Origin of the sequence: Tenacibaculum sp. XPcli2-G (assembly GCF_024124505.1) — a bacterium.
Taxonomy (GTDB): Bacteria; Bacteroidota; Bacteroidia; order Flavobacteriales; family Flavobacteriaceae; genus Polaribacter; species Polaribacter mesophilus.
Window position 1 is genome coordinate 74,810 of record NZ_JAMXSH010000005.1, and the last position, 25,294, is coordinate 100,103.

The window sequence follows — 25,294 nt, forward strand, 5'->3', positions numbered from 1 at the left end:
TAAAAAAAAGTTAAAAAAATAAAAACCGTCATCACCATTTTCTCGTAAGTAAGGTAGAATGAGTAATTAACTTTAAAATTTACAACCATGAAAAAAATGAAATTAATTATTGGAGCCGGTGCTTTAGCATTAATAGGTTTAGTCTTATTAGCAGCCGATCACATTGACGCTCCAGACGTAACAGGAGGCTCAAGTGATATTACAGACTTTTACGCTTTTCAAGGAGAAAATACGAGCAATCTTGTGTTTGTAGCAAATATTCAAGGATTATTAAGTCCATCAGCTACAGCATCAACAAGTTTTGATGAAAATGTATTGATTGAGTTTAATATTGACAATACTGGTGATAATGTTGAAGACTTGGTAATTCAAGCAATTCCTAGAGATGGAAAAATGTACTTTTTTGGTCCGTATAGTCCATCAACTACTGGTTTAAGTAGTACGTTACCACAAGATGGATCAGAATATGGGGTTTCTATAACTCCTTATGGATCTAGTGCTATTATTGGTAGTAAGGGAGGAATGCAATTTTTTGCAGGGCCTAGAGACGATCCTTTCTTTATGGATTTTGCACAATACGGTGAAATTATAGCTGGAAATGCAGGTGGTTTTAACGATCCAGGAGCAGATACTTTTGCTGGAACAAATGTATTATCAGTAGTAGTAGAGGTGCCAAAATCTATGATTGGAGGCTCAGGTACTATTAATACTTGGGTAGAAACTAAAACGAAGCAGTAAAAATCAATCAACTTTAAAATTCAAAGACATGAAACTTAACAATATAAAAATTTTAGCAATTTCAATTCTATCAATCTTTGCCTTAGCAAGTTGTAGTGATGATGATAATAATATACCACCAATGGCTTCTATTGACTTCTCGGGAAGTTACATGCAAAAAGACCAAATGGGTAGACCAGCAGTAAATACAGTATTTGTAAATAGCGATATGAAAGATGCGTTTAATGTAACAATACCGTCAGAACAAGGAGCAAATTTTGCTGCAATGTTTGAAACAAATTTAAAAGCGTTAAGCCCAGCATATGCAAATGACGGAGATACCAACGCATTAGGTTTAGATGCAGCAACTTTTGCGAGTGTTTTAGCTACCGATGTATTAACCGTTTCATTAGATGGAACAACAACTTTTTATGATGGAACAAATGTGTTAACAGGTAGAGCTTTGGCAGATGATGTAATTACCGTTGAATTATTATTGATTTTCGGAGGCGAGGACTTTTCTGAAAATCCTACATTATCAGATGATAATGTAGATGGAAATGATAAAGACTTCTTAAGTTCTTTTCCATATTTAGCAAGTCCTTGGTAAAATGGGGAGACTAAACCTCCTGGGGTTAAAATTGGTTGCTTTTTAGCAACCAATTTTTAAACAAATTATTAACTAAAAATCCTTCTAAAATGAAAACTATAAAAATAATTATTTGTGCTATTTTAAGCAGCACAATATTAAGTTGTACAACTTCAAAAACAACAAAAGTAGCTAACCAAGAAGAGTATAATAAATATCTACAAAGTACAACCACCACTTCAGAATCGTTAGCTCAAAAAGAACTAGATTTTTGGCAGAAAAAACTAAACAATCAGCCAACGCAGTATCCATATTTAAGTAAAATAGCAAAGGCTAATTCATTACTTTTCTCAGAAAAAGGAAATATTTCTTATTTGATAGAAGCTGAAGAAAAGCTGTTAAAAATCAACCAAAAAACAAATTATAACAAAGCTTCACATTTACGATCATTAGCAAGAAACTATATTTCTCAACATCGATTTAAAGAATCGTTAGAATTATTAAAAAAAGCAGAAGTAAATGGAGAAAACCTAAATGCTACTCAAAAAATGTTGTTTGATGTTTATTTAGAGTTAGGAGAACCTGAAAAAGCTTCAGAATACTTAGCAGAAATTGAAAATTATGCTGACTTTGATTATCTAATAAGAGTTTCTAAATGGCATGATTATAAAGGAGACTTATCTTCAGCAATTCGTTTTATGGAAAAGGCCATGAAAAAAGCAGAAGAAGCTAATAATAAAGATTTAAAAGCATGGAGTTATACTAACTTAGCTGATTTTTATGGACATAATGGTCAAATAAAAGATTCTTATAAATTATATTTAAAAGCATTAGAACTAGATAACAGTAACGCGTATGCAAAAAAAGGTATTGCTTGGATAGTATATTCTCATGATAAAAATCCAGATGAAGCACTCCGAATTTTAGATATCATAAGTAATGAACATTCTTCTCCAGATTACTATTTGTTAAAGGCAGAAATAGCCGAGTTTAAGAATAATTTAACAATAAAAGAAAGTAATATAGAGGTATATTTATCGGCTGTAAAAAATAGCTCATATGGTGTAATGTATAATCAGCATTTAGCTAAATTATATTTAGAAGAATTTAATGATACATCTAGTGCGTTATCATACATCGAAAAAGAAATTGAGAGTAGGTCTACGCCACAATCTTACGATTTACTAGCCTGGTATTATTACAAGAATAAAGACTTTAAAAAAGCTTTAGAAGTAATTAATACATATGTAGTAGATAAAACTTTCGAGCCCGAAATACAGTATCATATAGCTGAAATTTACAAAGCAAATGGAATTAATGATAAAGCTATGGCTCTAAAAGAAGAGTTATTAGATAGCTCTTTTGAATTAGGTCCATTGATGACAGAAAAAATTTTAAATATATAACCAAACTTCAGTATTTTGAAAACAAAGATTTTATTTTTAGCATTATTGCTAGGTAGTTACCATGTATTTTCACAACAATTTAAAGGAAAGGTATTAAATACCAACAAAAAGCCTTTAGAGAATGTATATGTATATAATACTATTAGTAACAGCCATACACACACAAAAGTTAATGGAGAATTTATCTTAGATAATTCAAAAGTAGGAGATATTATTGAATTTGGAATTCTAGGATACAAAAAAATCAACTTAGAATTAGGTAGTGACGATCTAAGCTCTCCAAAAACAATTATTTTAGAAATGAAAAGTTTTTTGTTAGATGAGATGGTATTATCTAACAAGAGAGATCCATTACAAACAATTGTAAGAGTTGATTTAGATAAAAAACCAGTAAGTTCATCTCAACAAATATTACAACGAGTACCAGGACTTTTCATAGGTCAACATGCTGGTGGAGGAAAAGCGGAACAAATATTTTTAAGAGGTTTTGATATTGATCACGGTACAGATATAGCGTTGTCGGTAGACGGAACACCAGTAAATATGGTTTCTCATGCACACGGACAAGGGTACAGTGATTTACACTTTATAATTCCAGAAACCATCGAAAAAATTAACTTCGGAAAAGGGCCTTATTACGCAAGCAAAGGAGACTTTAATACAGCAGGATATGTAGATTTTAAAACAAAAACATATTTAGAAAATAGTCAAGTAGAAGTAGGTATAGGTCAGTTCAATACATTTAGAACTTTAGGAATGTTTAATTTGTTAGATAAAAACAATACAGATAATGCTTATGTTGCTATTGAATATTTAGAAACAGATGGTTTTGTAGAATCTCCTCAGAATTTTAGTCGAATTAATATTTTTACGAAGTATAGAACCTTTTTAAAAGACAATAGTAATTTATCATTATCAGCTTCACATTTTACGAGTAAATGGGATGCTTCTGGACAAATACCGCAAAGAGAAGTTGATAATGGAAATATTACTCGTTTTGGTTCAATTGATGATACTGAAGGAGGAACAACATCAAGAACAAACATAAACTTAGAACACTCAAAAGTTTTAAAGAACGATGTTAGCGTAACTTCAAATGTTTTTTATTCAAATTATAATTTTAATTTATTTTCAAACTTTACCTTCTTTTTAGATGATCCTGTGAACGGAGATCAAATAAAGCAAACTGAAAATAGAGATGTCTTCGGGTTCAATACACAGTTTAAAAAGAAAACCCATATATCAAATACACCAGTAGAGTTAACTTTTGGAACAGGTTTACGTGCTGATATTGTAGATAACTTAGAGTTATCACATACACTTCAAAGAAAAGAAGTGTTAGATCGAATTCAATTAGGAAAGGTAAATCAAACTAACTATTATGCTTTTGTAAATAGTGAGTTTGAGTTTGGAAAATTTATGGTGGCACCAGCTTTACGTTTAGATTATTTAAAATTTAACTACAATGATTATTTACTAGATGAATACAAAACGTTTTCTGAATCACAAGTAGTAGTTAATCCTAAGATAAATGTTACTTATACTCCAAATGAAAAAATTCAATGGTTTTTAAAATCAGGAATAGGCTTTCACTCAAACGATACTAGAGTAGTAGCTACACAACCTAATAGGAAAACATTACCTAGAGCTTATGGTGTTGATTTAGGAACCGTTTGGAAACCAACCTCAAAAATAGCTATAAATACAGCATTATGGTACTTACTTTCAGAAGATGAGTTAGTATATGTTGGAGATGCTGGTATTGTAGAACCTTCAGGAGAAGCACAGCGTTATGGTATTGATTTAGGTCTTAGATATCAGCTAACAGATTGGTTGTATTTTGATAGTGATGCTACTTTTACAAAAGCAGAAAGTGTTGACGATCCGTCAGGAGAAAACAATATTCCTTTAGCTCCTAAAGTGACTGTAACAGGAGGATTATCAGTAAATAATTATAAGAACTTTTCAGGAGGAGTTCATTACAGATATATAGGTGACAGAGCAGCAAATGAAGATAATTCAATAGTAGCAGAAGGTTATTTTGTTACCGATGCGAATATTAGCTATAAAATAAATAATATAACACTAGGTGTAGCGTTAGAAAATATTTTTGATGTAGCTTGGAATGAAACACAGTTTGCTACAGAATCAAGGTTGCAAAATGAACCAAATTCTGTAGAAGAAATTCATTTTACACCAGGAACTCCGTTTTCTGCAAAAGCCACCATACGATATTCTTTTTAAAGATAATGATAGTCCGGGGGGGCTTGATAAGTTGTCATTTTTTAGAAGGATTAATGGCAACAAAAATATAGCCGCTTTAAGCGGCTATATTAATTTATAAAATAGATTATTATACTGCACCTAGAGTATATAATTGTTCTAAAGTAGGAGTTTCGCTACCACCTGCTGGCTCAAGAGTAATACCAAAAGCTTGTGAATCATTAGGATTGTTAATAGTAAATATTTTACTATCACTAGCAGTAAAGTTATCTATAGTACCTAAACTAGTTGGAGATAACGGATCAAGTTTTAAAGACCATACTTGGTATACTTTTCCTTCTGGTGGATCAGGTAAACCTTGAACATCTAAGAAAATATTTTTAGAGTTTTTATTCCAATATACCTTTGCATAGGCTTCAGGATATACTTTTTGTCCTTGTAAAGGAACTGTAACTATATCTTTACTTCTTATTACTGCTAAAAGTTTTTTGTTTTCAGCTAAATTAGCATTAGTTTCATCTAACTGAATTTCATATTGTTCTTTAGCTTCATTAATAGTGTCTATTTGCCCTTGTAAATTAGCACTCTTATTTAACGATAAAATTAAAGTACTACCAACTACTAAAGCAGCAGCCCACCCTGTATAAGTTACCCAATTATTTTTAGATGTTCGTAAAGGAATTGTTTTAGCTGAATCTTCTTTTTCTTGTAACATTTTTATTAAAACGTCTTTAAAAGAATTTTTAGCATCTTTAGGAGCAACATGAGAAGTAAGAATAGAAATTGATTTTTCAATTTCTTTTACTTCTTCTAAAATCTCAGGATGTTCCATCATCAAACTATATACTTGCTCATTTTCTTTATCAGAAAGAGCACCAGCTATATATAGTTCTAATATTCCAGATTCTATGTGTTTGTTTGTAGCCATTATTTAAGCATAAGTCTTAATTCGTTAATACAATTTCGGCTTCTAGTTTTTACAGTACCAAGAGGTATTTTTAAACTTTCAGAAACTTCCTTTTGTGTAAAGCCTTTAAAATAAAGAAGCTCTATAACTTTGATACAAGTGTCTTTTAACTTGTTTACAAAGTTTTTTATACCAATTGCATCAGTTTTAGAGTCCAAGCTATCGTGGTTCTCTAATATATCTACGAAAATTTCGGCATCAAGGTTTTTAGAACTGTTTTTAAAGTTTTTAGACCTTGTTTTATCAATAGCTGCATTTCTAGCAATATTGATAATCCATGTAAAAAAACGTCCTTTTTTCTCAGAATAAGAGTTTGCGTTATTCCAAGCTTTTATAAAAACATCTTGTGTTATTTCTTCAGCTATTGCTTGATCTCTAACAATATTAAAAACTACACCAGTAACGCTTTGTTTGTACATTTCGTAAAGGCTTTCAAAAGCTTTTACATCTTTGTTTTTAAAATTTTTAATGAGGGATTCTAGTTGCATATAGTTAATTGATTGGAGTACAAAATACTAAAAATCATTTAGATTTAATATTAGCTTCACACAAACGAATAATTTCATCAATTCGTTTTACTCTAGTAGCTTCTCTTTTAGCTTGATGTATCCAGTACAAGTAGTTCTTACGGTAAGAGGGAGCAAAATTTTGAAAGTTGTTAAGAGCAGTGGGGTTTTTCTCAAATTCAATCTGTAGGTCTTTTGGAATTATTAAGTTTTCTACAGCATCTAAAGCATTCCAAGAACCATTTTTTTTAGCAATTTCAACAGACGCAATTCCAGCAGGGTGGATTAAGTTGGAAGTAGTTAGTTCCTTAATATATTTCTTGTTTAAAGCACTCCAAACACTTTTAGGTTTTCTAGGACAGAAGTATTGTCGCCTTTTACCATCACCTAAACTTTTTACAGTACTATCTATCCAACCAAAGCATAAAGCTACTTTTACAGCTTCTTCCCAACGCATACTAGGTATGTCTACGTTAACTTTGTATAAAATTAGATGAACTCCATCACTTTCGTTATGGTTTTCTAATAACCACTTACGCCATTCTGTGTCTGTTTTAAAATATAGGTGAGGTTTGTCGTCCATTTGTTAACGTATAATTTTAGAAGGGAATGAAACGATACTTTCGTGTCCGTTTTTTCCTACAGCACTTACACCAAAGAAGTAGTTGTCAAGAACAATTCCTTCTAAAGTAAACTTAGTAGTTTTTTCTACATATTTGAAGTTATCCCAAGTTGGGGAAGTAGTATCTCTCCAATAAATTTTGTACCCTTTAGCACCATCAACTTTATCCCATTGTAATTTTGCAGACGCTTCAACAATACCACCAATTCCTACATTTTTAGGAGAAGGTGGAGCAGAAGCGATGTTTGCTAAATTAATAGCATTTACAGCAGTTAATTTTTTAGCATATTCAAAATTTACAAATTCTAAGCGGTCTCCATATTCAATACCATTTTCAGTTCTAATATCTTGGTGTTGTTGCGTGTAGTTTTCATGTGCTTCCATAATTCGAATGCCAGCAAAACCTGTATCGTTAAAAGGTCTGTGATGTCCGCCACGACCAAACCTATCTAAGCGATAAATCATTTTCGGATTCATTTCTGGCATATACGTTTTAGTTGTTGTATAAATATAACGTGCTAATTGACGTGAAATTCCGTCCACTTCACCACCATAAAAGCGACGTGCTTTTCGTTGACGTTCAGTTTCGGTTGGAGGTACGGGTTCAGAAAAGATTCTAAATGTACGATTGTCTATAATTCCATCAACACCTTTTATGTTTCCAATCATATCATTATTCATAACTCCCACAATATTCCAATTTTTTTCCTTGGCATAAGCAGCCAATCCTTTTCCACCAAATAGGCCTTGTTCTTCACCAGACAATCCTACATAAATAATACTATTTTCAAATGTATAGTTACTTAATACACGTGCTGCTTCAATAGTTCCTGCCATTCCAGAGGCATTGTCATTAGCCCCAGGAGCATCATCAATAAAGTTATTAGGATCGGAAATTCTTGAATCTATATCACCACTCATTACAATGTAATTGTTAGGATATTTTGTTCCTTTTTGAATAGCAACAACATTAACAACCCAAACATCTTTGGTGATTCTGCTATTAGTTCCTTTTTTTACAAAGTCTTTTTGGTAAAATACTTTTAAACAGTTGTTGCAATTAGAAGAAATTTTGTCGAATTCAGACTTAATCCATCGACGGGCTGCACCAATTCCACGTGTATTTGAAATAGTATCGCTTAATGTATGACGGGTACCGAAATTTGTTAGTGTAGTAATATCTGATTTAATTCTATTTGCTGAAATAGCATTAATAATATCGTATATTTTAGTGTCGGTTTGTGCTGATATTGTTGTAGAAGTTAGTAAGAATAGTACTATGAATTTTTTCATAATTAAGGAATTTAGCTTACTAAATTACAAAACAAAAAAGAGAATAAATTGTATTTATTCTCTTTTTACTTATTGTGGAAGTGTATTTTGTGAAAAAGTTAGACTTATAAATTTATTTTACAAACCTAACCACAGCAATTTTACCATTAACTATTTCATAGATGGCGACAGCATGAAAGGTAGCTCCGTTTGCTGTAACTTCTTCCTCATCTATCACTACATTTCCTTTAACTATTCTACTAATAATTTTACAGTGTAAATCTTTTGTTGTTTCAAACTTAGGGGCATATCGTTTGCGCATTTCTTCAATACCTTCATATTCTAATTTATTTGGGTAACTATATACTTTTACACCTTTAGCGTAAGGTTTTAAAAATGCATCTATATCCCTTTTATTATAAGCTTCTAATTGTTCTTGTGCCAAAGCTCTGGGAGATACTTCTGCTACGATTGCTAGTTTTGTTCCTTCTGGGTTTGCCATAATTCTTGAAATATTATTGATGTTCTCATTTTCAAACTGATGAAAAACAGTTATTTCTTTGTCTGTTTTAGGGTTGTATTGAAAAATCATATTCTGATAAGCAATTAACAGTGTACCATTAGGAAGCCAACAAACATCTTTACTTTTACCTGTTGACACGATTTTTTTAGTTTCTTTAGAAAAAGGGTTTAATGACCAAACTTCCCATTTTTTACCGTTTTGTTTCATAAAACTAACTAAGTTAGAGTTTGGAATTTTATGAAATGAACGTCCTGTTTGTTTAGCTATTGAAATGTTAGTGTTCTTTTTTAAGTCACTCATATAAAGTTGAAGAGTATCATTTACAATTACGGAAGAAATTACAAGGTTTTTAGTATACCACATAGGGTATGCTACTACTAAGTCTTTAATTACTTCTTTACTTTTGCCCGTTTTAAAGTTATACTGATAAAAACGTTGTAGACCATTATTATCTAAACGTACTGTTGATACATCTTTTGACTTGGGAATTCGTTGAGGTGAATATTCACTTCCATTTGGTGTGTTATTAATAAACCTCTTAGCTTCACTATCTATAGAATATTTTACAATATCGGTTTGTCCATTTCTATTGGAAGCAAATAGGATCGTGTTTTCATCATAAAAATAAGGTTGACTATCATATCCATCATTGTTAGAAATATTTTTTCCATTGGTCACCTTCCATTGTCCATCTTCAGAATTGATGTCAAATAAATGAATTTCGGTATTTGTTTGAGCGAAAGTAAATGAGGTAACAAATAGGGAGTATAATAGCTTTTTCATAATAAATAAATTGAGGTCTAAAATACTAAAAAAGTCCGCTCTAAATAATAAGAACGGACTTTTTATGAAGATTTAGAAAGTTATTTTAGAGAAGCTATCCACTTGTCAATTTTGTTTTCTAAAAGTGCTAACGGAATACATCCAGTTTCTAAAACTTGATTGTGGAATTCTTTAATATCGAATTTATCCCCCAATTCTTTTTTAGCCTTAGCGCGTAATTCACGGATTTTTAATTGTCCGATCTTATATGACAATGCTTGTCCAGGATTCGCCATATAACGCTCAATTTCAGAAATGATACTAGCTTCACCTTCCGCTTCATTATCTAATGAATATTGAATTGCTTTTTCACGACTCCAACCTTTAGCGTGTATCCCTGTGTCAACTACTAAGCGAATAGCTCGGTGCATTTCCATACCTAACATTCCGAAGTATTGATAAGGATCTGTATATAAACCTAATTCTTTTCCTAAGTTTTCAGTATATAAAGCCCAACCTTCACCATAAGCGCTGTACCATAACGTTTTTCTAAAATCTGGTAAGTCTTCATTTTCTTGCGTTAATGAAATTTGATAATGGTGACCCGGAATAGCCTCGTGTAAAAATAAAGCTTCATCAGAAAATACATTGTATTTAGTAGCATTAGGAATTGGTGTATAGAAAACTCCAGGACGAGTTCCGTCTAACGAACCAGGGTTGTATTCAGCACTAGCAGAAGCTTCTCTGAATTTTTCAGTTTGCTTTACCACAAATGGAGTTTTTGGCTTATTACCAAATAATTTTTCTAATTGTGGCTTCATTTTTTCGTGAATCGCATTAAAGTTATCAATAATTTGTTGCGGTTCAGTATATGGCATTAACTCTTTGTTGTTACGAACAAAATCAAAGAATTCTTTTAAGTTTCCTTCAAATCCAACTTGTTCTTTTACTTTCTCCATTTCTGATAAAATTCGAGCAACTTCTTTTAGCCCTAATTCATGAATTTCATCAGCAGTCATGTTGGTAGTCGTATAATTTTTGATAGCATGTTGGTAGTATGCTGTTCCGTTAGGAATATCAGAAATACCGCTACTTTCTCTACCAGCCGCTAAATAGTCAGTCTTTAAAAACTCATACATAGCTTTGAATGACGGAATTAATTTATCATTCAATATATTGGTATACGCTTCTGTTAATCTAGTTTTATCACCCTCAGAAAAATCTGCAGGTAAAGTGTTTATTGGAGAATAGAATAAATGCTCAGAAAAATCGATAATTCCTTCAGAAGACTTCTTTACAACAGTTAAGCTTTCGAATTGAGGAATTACTTTTTTGATTAATGATTTAGGTAAAACATATCTTTCTTTGATACCTTGTTGCATACGTTTTTTAGCCGATTGTAACCACGTGTTGTATTTGTCTAATCTGCTTAACCAATTGTCGTAATCTTCAACTTTTTTAAAAGGTTGTGCGCTACTACCACTTGCCAATTGCCCCATGGTAAGGTTAATTGTCCACATTTGGTTAATAGGCATTAATAAGTCGTTTTTATAGCTAGCTTGTGCCAATGCCATATCACAATCCCAATCCAATACAGCTTTACTCATTTGTTGACTTTCGGTTAAGTCGGTATCTTTAAAATTGTTGAGTTTTGTTTTGTAATTTTTGTAAAACTCCTTGCTTTTTGTTTGATATTCGTCTGACAATGTGTTCGGAAATAAATCGTTAAAACGATTATCACCCGCAAAAGTTGCATTTACAGGGTTTAATTGTAGTTTCCCTTCGTTATAGTCTTTTAGTAACTGATTAAACTCCATGTTTTCTGGAGTAGGAGTGTTAACCGCTTCTTTTTTTTCTTGTTTACAAGAAGCAAAAAGTGTGGTGGCAGCTACAATGGTTAAGAGGATTTTCTTCATGATTATATTTTTGATTGTGAACAAATATATTAAAAAGAAAACCTCTCTGTTTTCACAAAGAGGTTTTTAAAAATGATCTATGACGATTCGCTATTATTTAATTAGTTCATATGAACGTTTGATAAAATTTGTTAACTCTTCACCATGTAATAGGTTTTGAGATAATTTAGCTAAATCAAATGCTTGTTTAACTAATTGTTTTTGCTTGTCTTCATCAGCATTTAATATTTCCGATACTAATTCGTGATTCGTATTTACTACTAAGTTATACATTTCTGGCATGTTACCCATTCCCATCATTCCACCTCCACCAGTAGCACTCATTTCTTTCATACGACGCATGAACTCTGGTACTGTAATTATGAAAGGAGAAGCACTAGAATCCATAGCTTCTAATTGTACTGTATAACTTGTATTATTTACAGCTCCTTCAATAACAGGTTTTAATTGCTCTTTTTCTTCGTCAGAAAGTTTAGAAATTACTGTATCGTCTTTCTTAATTAAGTTGTCAATATGGTCAGCATCTACACGTTTGAATTGTACTTTAGCATCGCCAGACTCCATTTCTAATTTTTGCATTAAATGCGAAACGATAGGAGAGTCTAACAACAATACTTCATAGCCTTTGGCTTTTGCATCTTCAATATAACTGTGTTGCGCATCTTTATTGGCGGCATATAAAACGATGTGATTTCCATCTTTGTCAGTTTGAGCATCTTTAGTTTTTTCAACTAACTCATCAAACGTAAAGAATTTATCATCAACAGTAGGGTATAAGGCAAACTTCTTTGCTTTGCTAAAGAATTTCTCTTCCGATAACATTCCGTACTCAATAATAACCTTGATGTCGTTCCATTTTTGTTCGAAATCTTCACGATTATTTTTGAATAAAGAAGAAAGCTTATCTGCTACTTTTTTAGTGATGTATCCAGAAATCTTTTTAACAGCTCCGTCTGCTTGTAAGTATGAACGAGAAACGTTTAATGGGATGTCTGGAGAATCAATTACTCCTTTTAACATTTGTAAGAAATCAGGAACGATTCCTTCTACGTTATCTGTTACAAAAACTTGGTTTTGGTATAATTGAATTTTATCCTTTTGCATATCCAAGTTCTGCGTTAACTTAGGGAAATATAAGATTCCTGTTAAGTTAAATGGATAGTCTACATTTAAGTGAATATGGAATAAAGACTCCTCAAATTGCATTGGATACAATTCACGGTAGAAGTTTTTATAATCTTCATCTTCCAAATCCGCTGGTTTTTTAGTCCATGCAGGTTCAGTATTATTGATGATATCATCAACTTCAATTTGTTTGTGAGGCTCAGTTACTTCTTTACCGTCTTCGTCTTTAGTGGTTTTTGGAGTAAAATCTGGATCATTTATTTTCTTAGTTCCAAATTTAATCGGAACTTGGTTGAAACGATTATATTTTGTTAATAGTCCACGGATTTTACCTTCTTCTAAAAATTCAGTAGAATCTTCAGCAATATGTAATACAATTTCTGTACCTCTGTCAGACTTGTCGTGCTCCACTAAAGTATATTCAGGTGAACCATCACATGTCCAGTGAGCAGCTGGCTCGTCTTTGAATGATTTTGTGAAAATTTCTACTTTATCAGCTACCATAAAAGCAGAATAGAAACCTAATCCGAAGTGACCAATAACACCTGTTTCGTTTTTATCGTCTTTGTATTTTTCTAAGAACTCTTCTGCACCAGAAAAAGCGATTTGGTTGATGTATTTTTCAACCTCATCCATTGTCATACCAATTCCTTGGTCTTTAATGGTTAGGGTTTTCGCATCTTTATCGATACTTATTTCAATTTTAGCATCGCCTAATTCTGTCTTAGCTTCACCAATTGAAATAAGATGTTTTAATTTAGTTGTAGCATCAGTTCCGTTAGAAATTAATTCACGTAAAAAGATTTCGTGGTCAGAATACAAGAATTTTTTAATCAGTGGAAATATATTTTCAACCGATACATTAATGTTTCCTTTACTCATAAGTATATATTTTAATTGATATTATTTTCTGCAGAATCAATAGTCAAAAAAAATACCAAATAAGAATTAGTGACAAGATGGCACTTTTTGTACGAATTATATAAAATTCATACTTTTACAAGCTTTTAATTTGTTAACTACAGAATAATCAACATAAAAAATATGTATAACTCAAAAATTACAGGATTAGGTTATTATGTTCCTGAGAACGTAGTGACTAACGATGACTTGACTCAGTTTATGGAGACGAGTGATGAATGGATTCAGGAGAGAACTGGTATAAAAGAGCGTCGTTGGATAGACCCAAAAACTTCTGATGATTCTACATCAGTAATGGGAGCAAAAGCCGCTAAAATAGCTATTGAGCGTGCGGGATTGACTAAAGATGATATTGATTTTATCATTTTTGCTACGTTGAGTCCTGAATTATATTTTCCAGGAGGTGGAGTACAAATTCAAGATTTATTAGATATGCCTACAATTGGTGCGTTAGATGTACGTAACCAATGTTCTGGTTTTATTTATTCACTTTCTGTTGCTGATCAATTTATCAAAACAGGAATGTATAAAAATGTTTTAGTAATTGGTTCTGAAAATCATTCAGGTGGTTTAGAACGTTCTACACGTGGTCGTGGAGTTACTGTAATTTTTGGAGATGGAGCAGGAGCAGCTGTTTTATCACGTTCGGAAGAGGAAGGAAAAGGGATTTTATCTTCTCACTTACATTCTGAAGGAAAGTTTGCGAAAGAATTAATGCTAGAAGGGCCTTCAACAGGACGTTGGGTTCCTGAAATCATAGAGGCCAATGACCCAGATGATACTTCGTATTATCCATATATGAACGGTCAGTTTGTATTTAAGCATGCAGTCGTTCGTTTTTCAGAAGCTATTATGGAAGGATTACAAGCAAACGGACTGCAAAAGGAAGATATTGATATGTTAATTCCTCATCAAGCGAATTTACGTATTGCACAATTTATTCAAAAGAAGTTCCAGTTATCTGATGACAAGGTGTATAATAATATTATGAAGTATGGTAATACTACTGCTGCTTCGGTTATTATAGCATTGACAGAAGCTTGGGAAAAAGGAAAAATAAATGATGGTGATTTGGTAGTGTTAGCTGCCTTTGGTAGTGGATTTACTTGGGGATCGGTAGTGATTCGTTGGTAATGTTAGACTACCTACTTATAAAATAAATAAATCCGAAGTATTAACTTCGGATTTTTTATTAAAACATACCTCCTTGTGCTTCATTATTATCTCTGTATTTTCTGCCTTTACTTTTGTTTTTTCCACTTCCAAAATTATAGGAAAATCCTAGGTAGACAGAGTTGTACTCTAGTGTATACTTTCCTTTTTGCATAAAAGGGGTGTTAGATGTATAATCAAAATTTACATTATTAAAAATGTCAGTACTTCTTAAGGTAATACTTCCTTTACCGTCAAATAGCTTTAACCTAGCTCCGGCATTAATCATAGTATATGGTTCTATAGAATACTGAATGTTTTTACTTTTACCTCTAAAAATACCTGATAGCTGGAAGCTCAGTTTTTTTGAAGCTTTAAAAGAGTTGCTTATACGTCCTTTTACTAAGGTGTTTTTTACCGTTTCAAAGTTACCATTTAAAACACCTTGAGAGTCTTGAATGTATGTTTCAAAAGAAGAATTGAGTGTCCACCATTTTTTTGGCTTAAAACTAGAAGAAAGTTCAATACCATAACTATCTGCATAATCGTAATTGGTAAACGAAGTAATGACTTTGTCTGAATTTTGTTCATCTTGCTGCAATAGTCGACCAATTTTTTCATTTGTTCTTCGATAAAATGTTCCGAATGATATATAACCTTTAGTGACTGTTTTAGTATAATTAAGCTCTAGAGAGTTTGTAAATTGCGGCTGTAAATTAAGGTTTCCTCTTGATATAGTTAGAGGAGAAAACCACTCTTGAATTGGTGTTATCTGATATGCAGAAGGTCTGTCAATTCTCCTACTATAGGCAAGTTGTAACTTATCTTTTTCAGTAAAGCTGTATAGAATTGATAATGAAGGATACCAACTAAAAATATTATTTTTTAAAGTGGTGTTTCCTTGTTCTGTATTCGAAAAAAGAGCATCTAGGTAAAATTGTTCTAATCTTAAACCTGTCTGAATTGAAATTTTTTTGAACTCCTTGTTGAAATTTATATATCCTGAATAAATATCTCTATCATAATTTAACGTTGTATTTCCTATAGGTTCAAGAGAAGCAGAATCATTTATGTTTTCTCTATCGGTAAGTATTAGATTGTAAAAATCTTGCTTTCTAAATTCAAACCCTAATTCTAGTTTTCCTGACTTTATAGGTTTTATATAATCAATGTTCAACAACCAAAGTTTACGAGTGTCTTTAATGTCATTTGTATAATTATATTCTTTTGAACTGGGATTTATAAACTCTTCGTTAGTTGTTTTTTCAGGATTTTTGGTTAGAGAGTGATTAAGTTCAATCTCTAAATTCTGTCCTTTATCATCAAAATTGTAAACATAATCAGCATTATAGGTTTCATTTTTTTGATTGTAATTAGAAAAACTTCTATTGTCAAAAGTCAAAGAATTGTTTTCGGTTACTAGTGTATTCGTTATTAAACTATTGTTATCGAAATTTTGATAAGTGTATATAGATAAAATACTTTTAGCTGTAAGATCTATATCTATTCCAAATTTGATGTTATGATTTTCAGAATTATTTAAAAAGTAAAGGTTTTGAGACAGATTACTGTCTACTCTTGTTAAGTTATTGAAAGTTTCATAATCGCCCCAACTAGTATTATAGTTTAGATAAAAATTAGTAACTCCTGCCTTGTAATTGGTGTTTAAGATTATGTCGGGTTTGGTGTTTCTACTGTGCTTAATACCTGCAATAATACTACCATTAAAACCAATTTTGGTGTTCTTTTTTAGGATTAAGTTGATAATACCACTCATACCTTCAGGAGTGTATTTTGCTGAAGGATTTGTAATTATTTCAACACTTTTTACTGAGTTGGAAGGTATTTGTTTTAATAATTGAGCTGTATTTACGTTGGAAGGTTTTCCATTCACTAAAACTCTAACATTTTCATTACCTCGTAAACTTATAGTTCCAGAAAGTTGATTAATATCTACAGAAGGAATGTTTTCAAGCATTTCTAAAGAGGTGGCTCCAGAAGCTGTTAAGTCATTACCTACATTAATGACTTTTCTGTCAATTTTTTGAATAATAGTTGAAGTTTCTCCTTGTATTTCAACCTCATCTAATTGAGTGGTATTTTCTTCAAGAAAAACTATCCCTATTTTACTATTCTTTTTTAAATCAATTTTCTTTTCAAAAGCTCTGTAACCAATAAATTGAAAAGTTAAAAGTAAATTTTCCTTTGGAAGTTTTTCAATTTTAAAATTCCCTTTTTCATCAGAGATACTACCAGTAAGTATTTTGTCAGAAGTATTTTTACAAGAAATAGTAACGAAGGGTATTGGTTGGTTATTTTTTTTATCTAAAATAGTTCCTGTAACTTGTAGGTTTTGAGCTAGGCTCAAATAAGTACTTAGGAATAAAATTAATATTAGCAATCTTTTCATATATTGAAGGGAATGAAATTCTGCTAAAAATAAAAAAAACGAAGTATTTAACTTCGTTTTTTTTAAATAATTAAAGAAATGTAATGCTACATGAAGCCTCCGCCTCCTTGCTTTTCATTATTATCACGTTGTTTTCTGGCACGAGCTTTGTTTTTTCCTCCACCAAATCTATAGTTAAATCCAATATAAGCAGTTCTACTTTCCCATTTAAAACGTCCATTTTGAACAAAAGGCCTTTCAGAATTAAACTTAAATCTCATATCGTTAAAGATATCATTTACTCTAAGGTTAATATTTCCTTTTCCTTTAAGAATACTATAATTAGCACCAATATTTACCATTTTCATAGGGTCAACATTCCATTGAATGTCTTCTCTTGGTCCTCTATACATTGCAAACAATTGTAAACGTAATTTTTTAGATACTGTAAAACTATTACTTATACGAGCATTAAAAATATCTGTTTTAACTTCAATAGTTGGTGAGTTCGGGTCGCTTAAATCAGTAGTTCCAAATTGCTTTTGAGAATAATAATCCATACTAGCATTTGCTCTCCACCATTTTGCTATCTTATAACTAGCAGAAAATTCTAAACCGTAAGCATCTGTGTCATCAAAATTAGCAAAAGTTAATATTTGCCTAGTGTTTGTTTCATCTAAAGGATCCATGTAAGTAGCTCTATTAATTACATCAGTGATGTTTCTATAAAAACTTCCTAATGTTATTGAACCACCTTTTATTTTTCTTGTATAATTAAATTCAACTGAGTTTGTAAATTGAGGAACAAGATCAGGATTACCTACAGAAGTAATTAAAGGAGTACTCCATTCTCTAATAGGGTTTACTTGCTGTATTCCTGGTCTATCAACTCTTTTACTATAGCTTAACTGAAATTGATCTGCATCATTAGGATTGTAAGTAAAAAAAGCAGAAGGGTATACGCTGAAAATATCATCAGTAACTTTATCTTTCTTTACATCACCATTTTCATCTAGTCCTGTAAAGTTTCCTTCAATTTTATATTGCTCAAAACGGGCACCTAATTGCATAGATAGTTTTCCAAACTTATGACCATAGTTTATGTAAGCAGAATAAATATCTCTGTCATAAGTAAAATAAGAATCTCCTACATCTCTATATGTTTTATTTCCATTAATATCTTCTAATACAATTTGTTGGTTTGTTAGGTTTACATTGTCGGTATTATTTACTCGATACTCTAAACCTAACTCAAGTTTACCATTTTTAGAGATAGGGTTTGTATAATCTAAATTTAATAATGTACTTTTTCTATCATTATTAATATCATTGAAATAATCAGGTTGAGTACCTTCTAAGAAGTAATTATTTAAGTAGTTTGGAGCATTGTTTTTAGAATAGTTAGCTTCAAACTCTATGTTATGTCCTTCTTTTTCAAAATCATGTTTATAATTTACATTATAGGTTTGATTATGGCTTTCATTGTTTTGAGTATTAGGTGAATGTTCAATTAAATTACCATTATTATCTGTAATTATAGCACGTCCTTTAGCAAAAACATTAAACCAGTTTTGAGTTGTGTAAAGCGAAAGAGTGTTTTTATCATCTAAATAAATGTCTGCTCCAATTTTAAATAAATGTGATTCATCATCATTCTGAAAAATAAAGTCTTGATAATTTTCTCCAGGTCTACTAATGTATCCAAAATTGTAATTATCACCACCTCTAAAGCCATAGTTACCAAAAAAGTTCACTTTTCCTGTTTTGTAATTCATGTTTGTAGAAGCATTGTAACGAACATAATGACCAGCTTCAACTCCAGTATTTATAGAACCATTAAAGCCCATATTGGCATTTTTATTAAGAATTATATTAATAATACCACTCATTCCTTCAGGGTTGTATTTAGCAGAAGGATTGGTAATTAACTCAACACTTTTAATAGATGATGAAGGTATTTGTTTTAATAACTCAGAAGCAGGAATGTTGGTAGGTTTACCATCAACTAATACACGTACATTTTCGTTACCACGCAAACTAATGTTACCTGATTGGCTATCAACACTTACAGATTGTACGTTATTTAATAAATCAGAAGCAGTAGCTCCTGCTGAGGTCAAATCTTTACCAACGTTAATAACTTTTCTGTCTACTTTTTGAGTTACTGAAGAAGTTTCTGCTCTAATTTCTACTTCATCTAAAGTAGTGCTATCTTCCTCTAGAGGAATAGTGCCCAAATTAACATTGCTTGATTTACGACTTACAGAAATAGGTTTAGAGAATGTTCTATACCCTATAAACTGAACTTCAACAATACTATTTCCTTCAGGTATATTTTTTATAGAGAATAAGCCATTGTCATCAGTAATTCCACCAGTAATAATTTTTTTGGCAATATCTTTGATTATAATATTTACATAGGGAAGAGGTTGCTTGGTTGCTTGATCGACTACTTTACCAGAAATTACTCCTGGTTTGGGTAGGCTACTTTTAGGCATTTGTGCATAAATACTTGTAGTAAATACAGCTAAAAGTATTAGTAATATGTTTTTCATTTTTGTTGTTTTGAATTGTTTTGATGCTTAATAGACTCTTTATTACCTAACTTTGTTACTTAACTTAAGAGAGTTTAACGTATTATTAACAGAAAATGAAAAAACGAACTTTGGTACTAGGAGCCTCTTTAAAATCCTCTAGATATTCGAATATAGCTATTAAAAGGCTAAGAGATAATGGAATAGAAACTGTAGCAATTGGTTTACAAAAAGGAATTGTTGCAGATGTAGCTATTAAAACAGAAAATATTTTTTTCGAAAATATTGATACTGTAACTTTATATTTAAATCCAAAGCGACAGGAATCTTATTATGAGTATATAATTAACTTACAACCTCGCAGAGTGATTTTTAACCCTGGAACCGAAAATATTGAGCTTATGGAGTTGTTAAAGGAAAATGGTATTGAGAGTGAAATAGCATGTACTTTGGTACTTCTATCAACAAAGCAGTATTAATTTAAAATTTCAACAGGAAAAGAATTAGTACTATATCGTTTCCCTGCTTCCGCTAATTCAGTATTCTTAAAAACTGTTTGAGCCTCAATTTTAAAATCGTTAATGTTTTTATACCTGCTAGAATAATGCCCAATAATTAATTTGTTTGCATTTGCTTTACTAGCAATAGAAGCTGCTTGTTCTGCAGTAGAATGTTTAGTTTTATCACATAAATCTTCTCTGTCTTTTAAAAATGTAGCTTCGTGGTATAACAAGTCTACATCTTTAATAATAGGAACAATGTCTGGTTTATAAGCTGTGTCACTACAGAAAGCAAAACTTAAAGGTTTAGGAGGATCAATTGTAAGCTCTTCATTAGGAATTACTTCACCCGTAGAGAGTGTAAAGTCTTTACCAGCTTTAATGTTATGAAAGTCACAAGTTTCTATTTCGTTATATTGCTGAATATTCTCAATGTGTAACTTTCTAAGTTTAGGTTTTTCAGTAAATAAAAAACCATTAGTATACACTCTATGATTTAAAGGAATGGTTCTTACAGAAACTTTATCATCTTCAAAAATAAGCTCACTTTCTTTTGATTCTAATTCGTGAAAAATAATAGGATATTTAGTCCACGATTTTGAAATTTTTAACTGAAGTGTTGTCACTTCTTTTATGCCTTTTGGGCCGTAAATATGTAACTCTTTTTCTCTGTTTAGAATCCCAAAAGTAGCGATGAGTCCAACCAAACCAAAAAAATGATCACCATGCAAATGAGAAATAAAAATATGGTTTATTTTTGAAAAACCAACCTTGTATTTTCGCATTTGGCGTTGTGTACCTTCTCCACAATCAATTAAAAAATGACGATTGTTAATTTCTAAGTATTGAGCGGTAGGGTAGGCATTAGCTCTTGGAGTAGCAGAATGACAACCTAAAACAGTTAAGTGTAAACTCATTTATTTGATTACAAAGCGTTTTGAAATTATTTCTTTATTACTTTGTATTGCATAAATGTACATACCAGACTTTAAATCATTACGTTGAAAAGGGAAAGAGTTATGTCCCTTAACCACTTTAAGCTCTTTATTATAAACAGTTTTACCTAGTACATTTCTAACAGTTAAAATAACTGTTTGACTATGTTTAGCATTAAAGTAAATAGTAGTATTGTTCGTAAAAGGGTTAGGAGATGCTATTAACTTATTAATTGATTTTTCTTGTGAAAAAGCAACAGAAATAGTTAAGAAAAAAGTTATAAAAAGTATTTTTTTTATCATAAATTATCGTTTAGGGGATGGATAATTATTAAAATTAAAGGTTAAAAACCTAAATCACGCTGAATGTTTTCCATTTCTATAACATCTTCTGCTTCAATTAAAGTAGGAACAATGTTAAAAGTTTCAGGAAAATCATCAATAGTAACATCTTTAGATATAACAACAAAAGATGTGCCATTGTTTTGATGTTTTTCTGCGTATTCCAAAAATAGTAAAATATTTTTGTTAGAGGGATTAAATTCTTCTGAAATTACAACAATTAAATTTTTATCTGTAAGGTTTACATGTTCATTTTCAAAGCTTTCAAAGAAGTCAGAAAATGTTTTTTCATCAGAAGTTACTAGGGTGTAATTAGTTTTATCAGTTATATTCATGACTATCTTTTTATTTGTTGTGCTAACAAATAAATAACTGCCATACGAACAGCAACTCCATTTTCTACTTGGTTTAGAATAATTGATTGATCACTGTCGGCAACATCACTTGTTAGTTCTACCCCCCTATTAATAGGTCCAGGGTGCATTATGACAATTTTTTTGCCAAGACTGTCTAATATTTCTTTGTTAATACCAAAAAGTTGTGTGTATTCTCTAGTTGATGGAAAGTATTTTATATCCATACGTTCGTGTTGCACACGTAATACATTAGCAACATCACACCACTCTAAAGCTTTTTTAAGGTTGGTTTCCACTTCAACTCCTAAACTAGAAATGTATCTAGGAATTAACGTACTAGGTCCGCAAACTTTTACTTTAGCTCCTTGTAATTGTAGTGCAAAAATATTTGATAAAGCTACACGTGAGTGTAAGACATCACCAACAATTACAATTTTCTTTCCTTTTAAGTCGCTATTTAAAGCTTCCCGCATAGAAAAACTATCTAATAATGCTTGGGTCGGGTGTTCATGTGTGCCATCTCCAGCATTAATAATCTTAGCATCTACATGGTTTGATAAGAAAATTCCTGCTCCTACATTTGAATGTCGCATCACAACAATATCAACTTTCATCGACAAAATATTGTTAACAGTATCAATTAAAGTTTCTCCTTTTTTTACTGAAGATTGCCCTGCAGAAAAATTAATAACATCAGCAGATAAACGTTTTTCAGCTAATTCAAAAGAAAGCTTTGTACGCGTGCTATTTTCAAAAAATAAATTAGCGATGGTAATATCACGTAACGAAGGAACCTTTTTTATAGGTCGGTTAATGACTTCTTTAAAATGAGCGGCAGTTTCAAAAATAAGCTCAAGGTCATTTTTGTTAAGGTATTTGATTCCTAATAAATGTTCAACACTTAACTGCTTCATTTTAGTTTGTTTTTTTAATCATAACTAATCAAGCTTTGAGGGCTTGGGTTCAAGGTAAATTGTATCTTCTTTATGAGTTTCTTGCCAGTTCACAACTACTTTTTCTTCATTGATGGCATCTACTTGTCTTCCTCTATAATTAGGTTGAATAGGTAAATGACGGCTAAAGCGACGATCTATTAATACTAATAACTCAATATTATCAGGTCTTCCATACGATTGTAGTGCTGTTAAAGCACTTCGAACGCTTCTTCCTGAAAATAATACGTCATCAATAATAACCACCTTTTTTCCTTCAATTAAAAAGTCAATTTGTGTAGAGGTGGCTTCTAATGGTTCTTCTCTTCTGCGAAAATCATCACGATAAAAGGTAATATCTAACAAGCCTAATTTTAGGCCTTTAATTTGATACTCTTCTCTTAATAATTTAGCCAATCGATTAGCTAAATAAGAGCCTCTAGGTTGTAATCCTATTAAAACGGTATTAGAAAAATCGTTGTGATTCTCGATTAACTGACACGCTAATCGATGCAGAATGATTTCAATTTCTTTCGAAGTAAGTAGTGTTTTTCTGCTCATTTGTTGCTACCAAATTGGTTTGATAGTTCAACGTTCAAAATTAAGGCAAAAATTTACGCTGACAAAATTAAACTTAATGAAAGCTAAAACTTGGTCTATAAAATTATCTTTACATTTGCGCATTTTTACAAAAGACTCTTAGAAATTATGATGAAATACATTAAAAGTAAGAAGATTAATATAAAAGACGATTCGTTAGCAGGTATTACGGTATCGTTAGCAATGATACCAGAGGTAGTAGCTTTTGCTTTCGTAGCTCAAATTAGTCCTATTGTAGCTTTGTTTGGAGCTTTCGTGGTAGGGATTGTTTCTGCAATTTTTGGAGGAAGACCTGGTTTAATTTCAGGAGCAGCTGGTGCTGTGGCAGTAATTTTTGTAAACATGATACAGGAAGGACATGCAAAAGGACTGCTGTTTGATACTCCTGTAGAAAATATGGGATACTTTTATTTACTAGCAGCTGTAGTTTTAATGGGAGTTATTCAAGTGTTAGCAGGAGTATTTAAATTAGGGAAATTAGTTCGGTTAATTCCACATCCAGTAATGATGGGATTCGTAAATGGTTTAGCTATAGTTATTTTTATAGCTCAACTAGGAATGTTCAAAGAAAATAAGAAGGACATTTTTGGTCAAAATATGCGTAAAACTGAATCGAAAGAGTTGGTGTATAAAGTTGCAGATAATGAGGTACAAGATCTAGTATCAAGTGCTGCATTGTTTTCAATTAAAGGAAATTCAATTATTAATAATGAAACAAACAAGGAAGTTTTTGTAAAATCAGAAACACAAGTTTTTGATGCAAAAACAAAAAAAGTTGTTTATAATATTGAAAATGGCGGATTTTATTCAGTAAAAGATAGTGGGGTAGTAAAATCTACTTTACAAGGAACAAAGCTATATACTATGGTTGGGTTAGTGTTGTTAACGATGCTAATTATATGGTTGCTTCCAAAATTAACAACAAAAGTACCAGCAGCGTTAACAGCTATTTTAATTGTTACGTTTGTATCTATTTTCGGTGGATTAGAGTCTATAAATGTTGGAGATTTTATTAGAGATGGAGGAGGAGCTGGTTTAAATGGTTTTGATGAAATTTCTAAGAAAATGAATTTAGCAGAACTTTGGAGTAATTTGCCATTTAATTTAGATACATTAAAGTTTATTGCACCGTATGCCTTTTTAGCAGCTTCAGTTGGGTTGATTGAAACGTTAATGACGATGAATTTAGTGGATGAGTTAACAGATTCAAGAGGTGATGGTAATAAAGAATGTGTAGCACAAGGAGCTGGAAATATGTTAAGTGGATTGTTTGGAGGAACTGGTGGTTGTGGTATGATTGGTCAAACAGTAATTAACATTAACGCAGGTGGTAGAGGGCGTTTATCAGGAGTTATGATGGCGGTTACTTTATTAATTTTTATCCTTTTTGCAGATAAATATATTGAGCAAGTACCTATCGCAGCTTTAGTAGGAGTAATGTTTATGATGGTTATTGATACGTTCGCATGGTCTAGTTTTAGAATTATGAATAAAATTCCAAAATCGGATGCAATTGTATTAATTATAGTATCTGCGGTAACTGTAATTTTTGATTTAGCAATTGCTGTATTTGTTGGGGTAATTATTTCAGCATTAGTTTTTGCTTGGGAAAATGCAAAAAAAATTAGAGCGAGAAAACGTTTTAAAGAAGATGGAACTAAGATTTACGAAATTTGGGGACCATTATTCTTCGGAAGTATTACTGCTTTTAACGAAAAGTTTGATATTAAAAATGATCCTGCTAACGTGGAAATTGATTTTGTAGAATCGCGTATTTCAGACCATTCAGCTATTGAAGCTATTTTTATATTAGTAGAAAAATATCAAAAAGCAGGGAAGAAGGTAACCTTAAAACATTTAAGTGAAGATTGTAAGGTATTGTTATATAAAGCAAGCCCGATTTTTGCAGATGTTATTGAAGAAGCAGTAGATGACCCTCGTTATCACTTAGCTGCAAATCCAGAAGATTTTCCAAAACCTTTATCAGAATATAGTTTTTAAATCG

21 protein-coding genes are annotated in these 25,294 nt (G+C 31.4%); 7 read left to right on the plus strand and 14 right to left on the minus strand.

The annotated features are described in order from the left end of the window. The first annotated feature begins 87 nt into the window (after nt 1-87). The 4 genes from NH341_RS13345 to NH341_RS13360 all read left to right on the plus strand — a co-directional run bounded on the left by NH341_RS13345 (nt 88) and on the right by NH341_RS13360 (nt 4,956). A complete protein-coding gene (locus NH341_RS13345) occupies nt 88-738 on the plus strand; it encodes a DUF4331 family protein (RefSeq protein ID WP_253057198.1) in 651 nt (216 codons plus the stop codon). A 28-nt stretch (nt 739-766) separates the two neighbouring features. After that, a complete protein-coding gene (locus tag NH341_RS13350) occupies nt 767-1,327 on the plus strand; it encodes a DUF4331 family protein (RefSeq protein ID WP_253057200.1) in 561 nt (186 codons plus the stop codon). A gap of 89 nt (nt 1,328-1,416) precedes the next feature. Further along, complete coding sequence (locus NH341_RS13355) at nt 1,417-2,712, plus strand: hypothetical protein (RefSeq protein ID WP_047789698.1); 1,296 nt, start codon at nt 1,417-1,419, stop codon at nt 2,710-2,712. 15 nt (nt 2,713-2,727) lie between these two features. Next, nucleotides 2,728-4,956 (plus strand): TonB-dependent receptor domain-containing protein, encoded by a 2,229-nt coding sequence (locus NH341_RS13360; protein WP_253057202.1) that lies wholly within the window; start codon nt 2,728-2,730, stop codon nt 4,954-4,956. Nucleotides 4,957-5,065: 109 nt separating this feature from the next. On the opposite strand, the gene NH341_RS13365 is transcribed toward NH341_RS13360, so the two are convergent. The 7 genes from NH341_RS13365 to htpG form a co-directional block, all read right to left on the minus strand. After that, the gene (locus tag NH341_RS13365; RefSeq protein WP_047789700.1) at nt 5,066-5,863 is read right to left on the minus strand and encodes an anti-sigma factor domain-containing protein; all 798 of its coding nucleotides are present in this window, start codon (nt 5,861-5,863) and stop codon (nt 5,066-5,068) included. Further along, nucleotides 5,863-6,390 (minus strand): RNA polymerase sigma factor, encoded by a 528-nt coding sequence (locus NH341_RS13370; protein ID WP_047789701.1) that lies wholly within the window; start codon nt 6,388-6,390, stop codon nt 5,863-5,865. The genes NH341_RS13365 and NH341_RS13370 overlap by 1 nt, the downstream gene beginning before the upstream one ends. A 34-nt stretch (nt 6,391-6,424) precedes the next feature. After that, complete coding sequence (locus tag NH341_RS13375) at nt 6,425-6,991, minus strand: YdeI family protein (RefSeq protein WP_253057204.1); 567 nt, start codon at nt 6,989-6,991, stop codon at nt 6,425-6,427. Nucleotides 6,992-6,994: 3 nt separating this feature from the next. After that, entirely contained in the window at nt 6,995-8,323 is a 1,329-nt protein-coding gene (locus tag NH341_RS13380) for a M28 family peptidase (protein WP_253057206.1), read from the minus strand. A gap of 112 nt (nt 8,324-8,435) precedes the next feature. Next, a complete protein-coding gene (locus tag NH341_RS13385; RefSeq protein ID WP_201284800.1) occupies nt 8,436-9,608 on the minus strand; it encodes a nuclear transport factor 2 family protein in 1,173 nt (390 codons plus the stop codon). Nucleotides 9,609-9,688: 80 nt separating this feature from the next. Then, nucleotides 9,689-11,503, minus strand: a complete 1,815-nt coding sequence (locus NH341_RS13390) for a DUF885 family protein (RefSeq protein WP_159611740.1) — start codon at nt 11,501-11,503, stop codon at nt 9,689-9,691. Between the two features lie 93 nt (nt 11,504-11,596). Further along, on the minus strand, nt 11,597-13,510 hold the full coding sequence (htpG, locus tag NH341_RS13395) for a molecular chaperone HtpG (protein ID WP_159611738.1): 1,914 nt from the start codon (nt 13,508-13,510) through the stop codon (nt 11,597-11,599). A 162-nt stretch (nt 13,511-13,672) separates the two neighbouring features. On the opposite strand from htpG, the gene NH341_RS13400 reads away from it, so the two are divergent. Beyond that, a complete protein-coding gene (locus NH341_RS13400; RefSeq protein ID WP_047789709.1) occupies nt 13,673-14,683 on the plus strand; it encodes a 3-oxoacyl-ACP synthase III family protein in 1,011 nt (336 codons plus the stop codon). A gap of 58 nt (nt 14,684-14,741) precedes the next feature. Here NH341_RS13400 and NH341_RS13405 read toward each other — a convergent pair whose 3' ends face one another. After that, on the minus strand, nt 14,742-17,111 hold the full coding sequence (locus NH341_RS13405) for an outer membrane beta-barrel family protein (protein WP_253057208.1): 2,370 nt from the start codon (nt 17,109-17,111) through the stop codon (nt 14,742-14,744). Nucleotides 17,112-17,197: 86 nt separating this feature from the next. Next, nucleotides 17,198-19,645, minus strand: a complete 2,448-nt coding sequence (locus tag NH341_RS13410; RefSeq protein WP_047789711.1) for a TonB-dependent receptor domain-containing protein — start codon at nt 19,643-19,645, stop codon at nt 17,198-17,200. 95 nt (nt 19,646-19,740) lie between these two features. Between NH341_RS13410 and NH341_RS13415 the strand changes: the two genes are divergently transcribed. Continuing rightward, a complete protein-coding gene (locus NH341_RS13415) occupies nt 19,741-20,103 on the plus strand; it encodes a CoA-binding protein (protein ID WP_047789712.1) in 363 nt (120 codons plus the stop codon). Here the strand turns inward: NH341_RS13415 and NH341_RS13420 are convergent. Genes NH341_RS13420 through pyrR form a run of 5 tightly spaced genes read right to left on the minus strand, consistent with a single transcriptional unit; the run spans nt 20,100 to nt 23,250 of the window. Then, nucleotides 20,100-21,041 (minus strand): ribonuclease Z, encoded by a 942-nt coding sequence (locus tag NH341_RS13420; RefSeq protein ID WP_047789713.1) that lies wholly within the window; start codon nt 21,039-21,041, stop codon nt 20,100-20,102. The genes NH341_RS13415 and NH341_RS13420 overlap by 4 nt on opposite strands. Continuing rightward, complete coding sequence (locus tag NH341_RS13425) at nt 21,042-21,362, minus strand: T9SS type A sorting domain-containing protein (RefSeq protein ID WP_047789714.1); 321 nt, start codon at nt 21,360-21,362, stop codon at nt 21,042-21,044. A gap of 41 nt (nt 21,363-21,403) precedes the next feature. Then, nucleotides 21,404-21,736, minus strand: coding sequence for a hypothetical protein (locus tag NH341_RS13430; protein WP_047789715.1), 333 nt, complete (start codon nt 21,734-21,736; stop codon nt 21,404-21,406). Nucleotides 21,737-21,738: 2 nt separating this feature from the next. Next, nucleotides 21,739-22,671 carry an aspartate carbamoyltransferase catalytic subunit gene (locus NH341_RS13435; RefSeq protein WP_159490782.1) on the minus strand — a complete coding sequence of 311 codons (933 nt, stop codon included), beginning with the start codon at nt 22,669-22,671 and terminating at the stop codon, nt 21,739-21,741. A 24-nt stretch (nt 22,672-22,695) separates the two neighbouring features. After that, complete coding sequence (pyrR, locus tag NH341_RS13440; RefSeq protein WP_073183111.1) at nt 22,696-23,250, minus strand: bifunctional pyr operon transcriptional regulator/uracil phosphoribosyltransferase PyrR; 555 nt, start codon at nt 23,248-23,250, stop codon at nt 22,696-22,698. A 147-nt stretch (nt 23,251-23,397) separates the two neighbouring features. Between pyrR and NH341_RS13445 the strand changes: the two genes are divergently transcribed. Then, entirely contained in the window at nt 23,398-25,290 is a 1,893-nt protein-coding gene (locus NH341_RS13445) for a SulP family inorganic anion transporter (protein ID WP_159611734.1), read from the plus strand. The last annotated feature ends 4 nt before the right edge of the window (nt 25,291-25,294 follow it).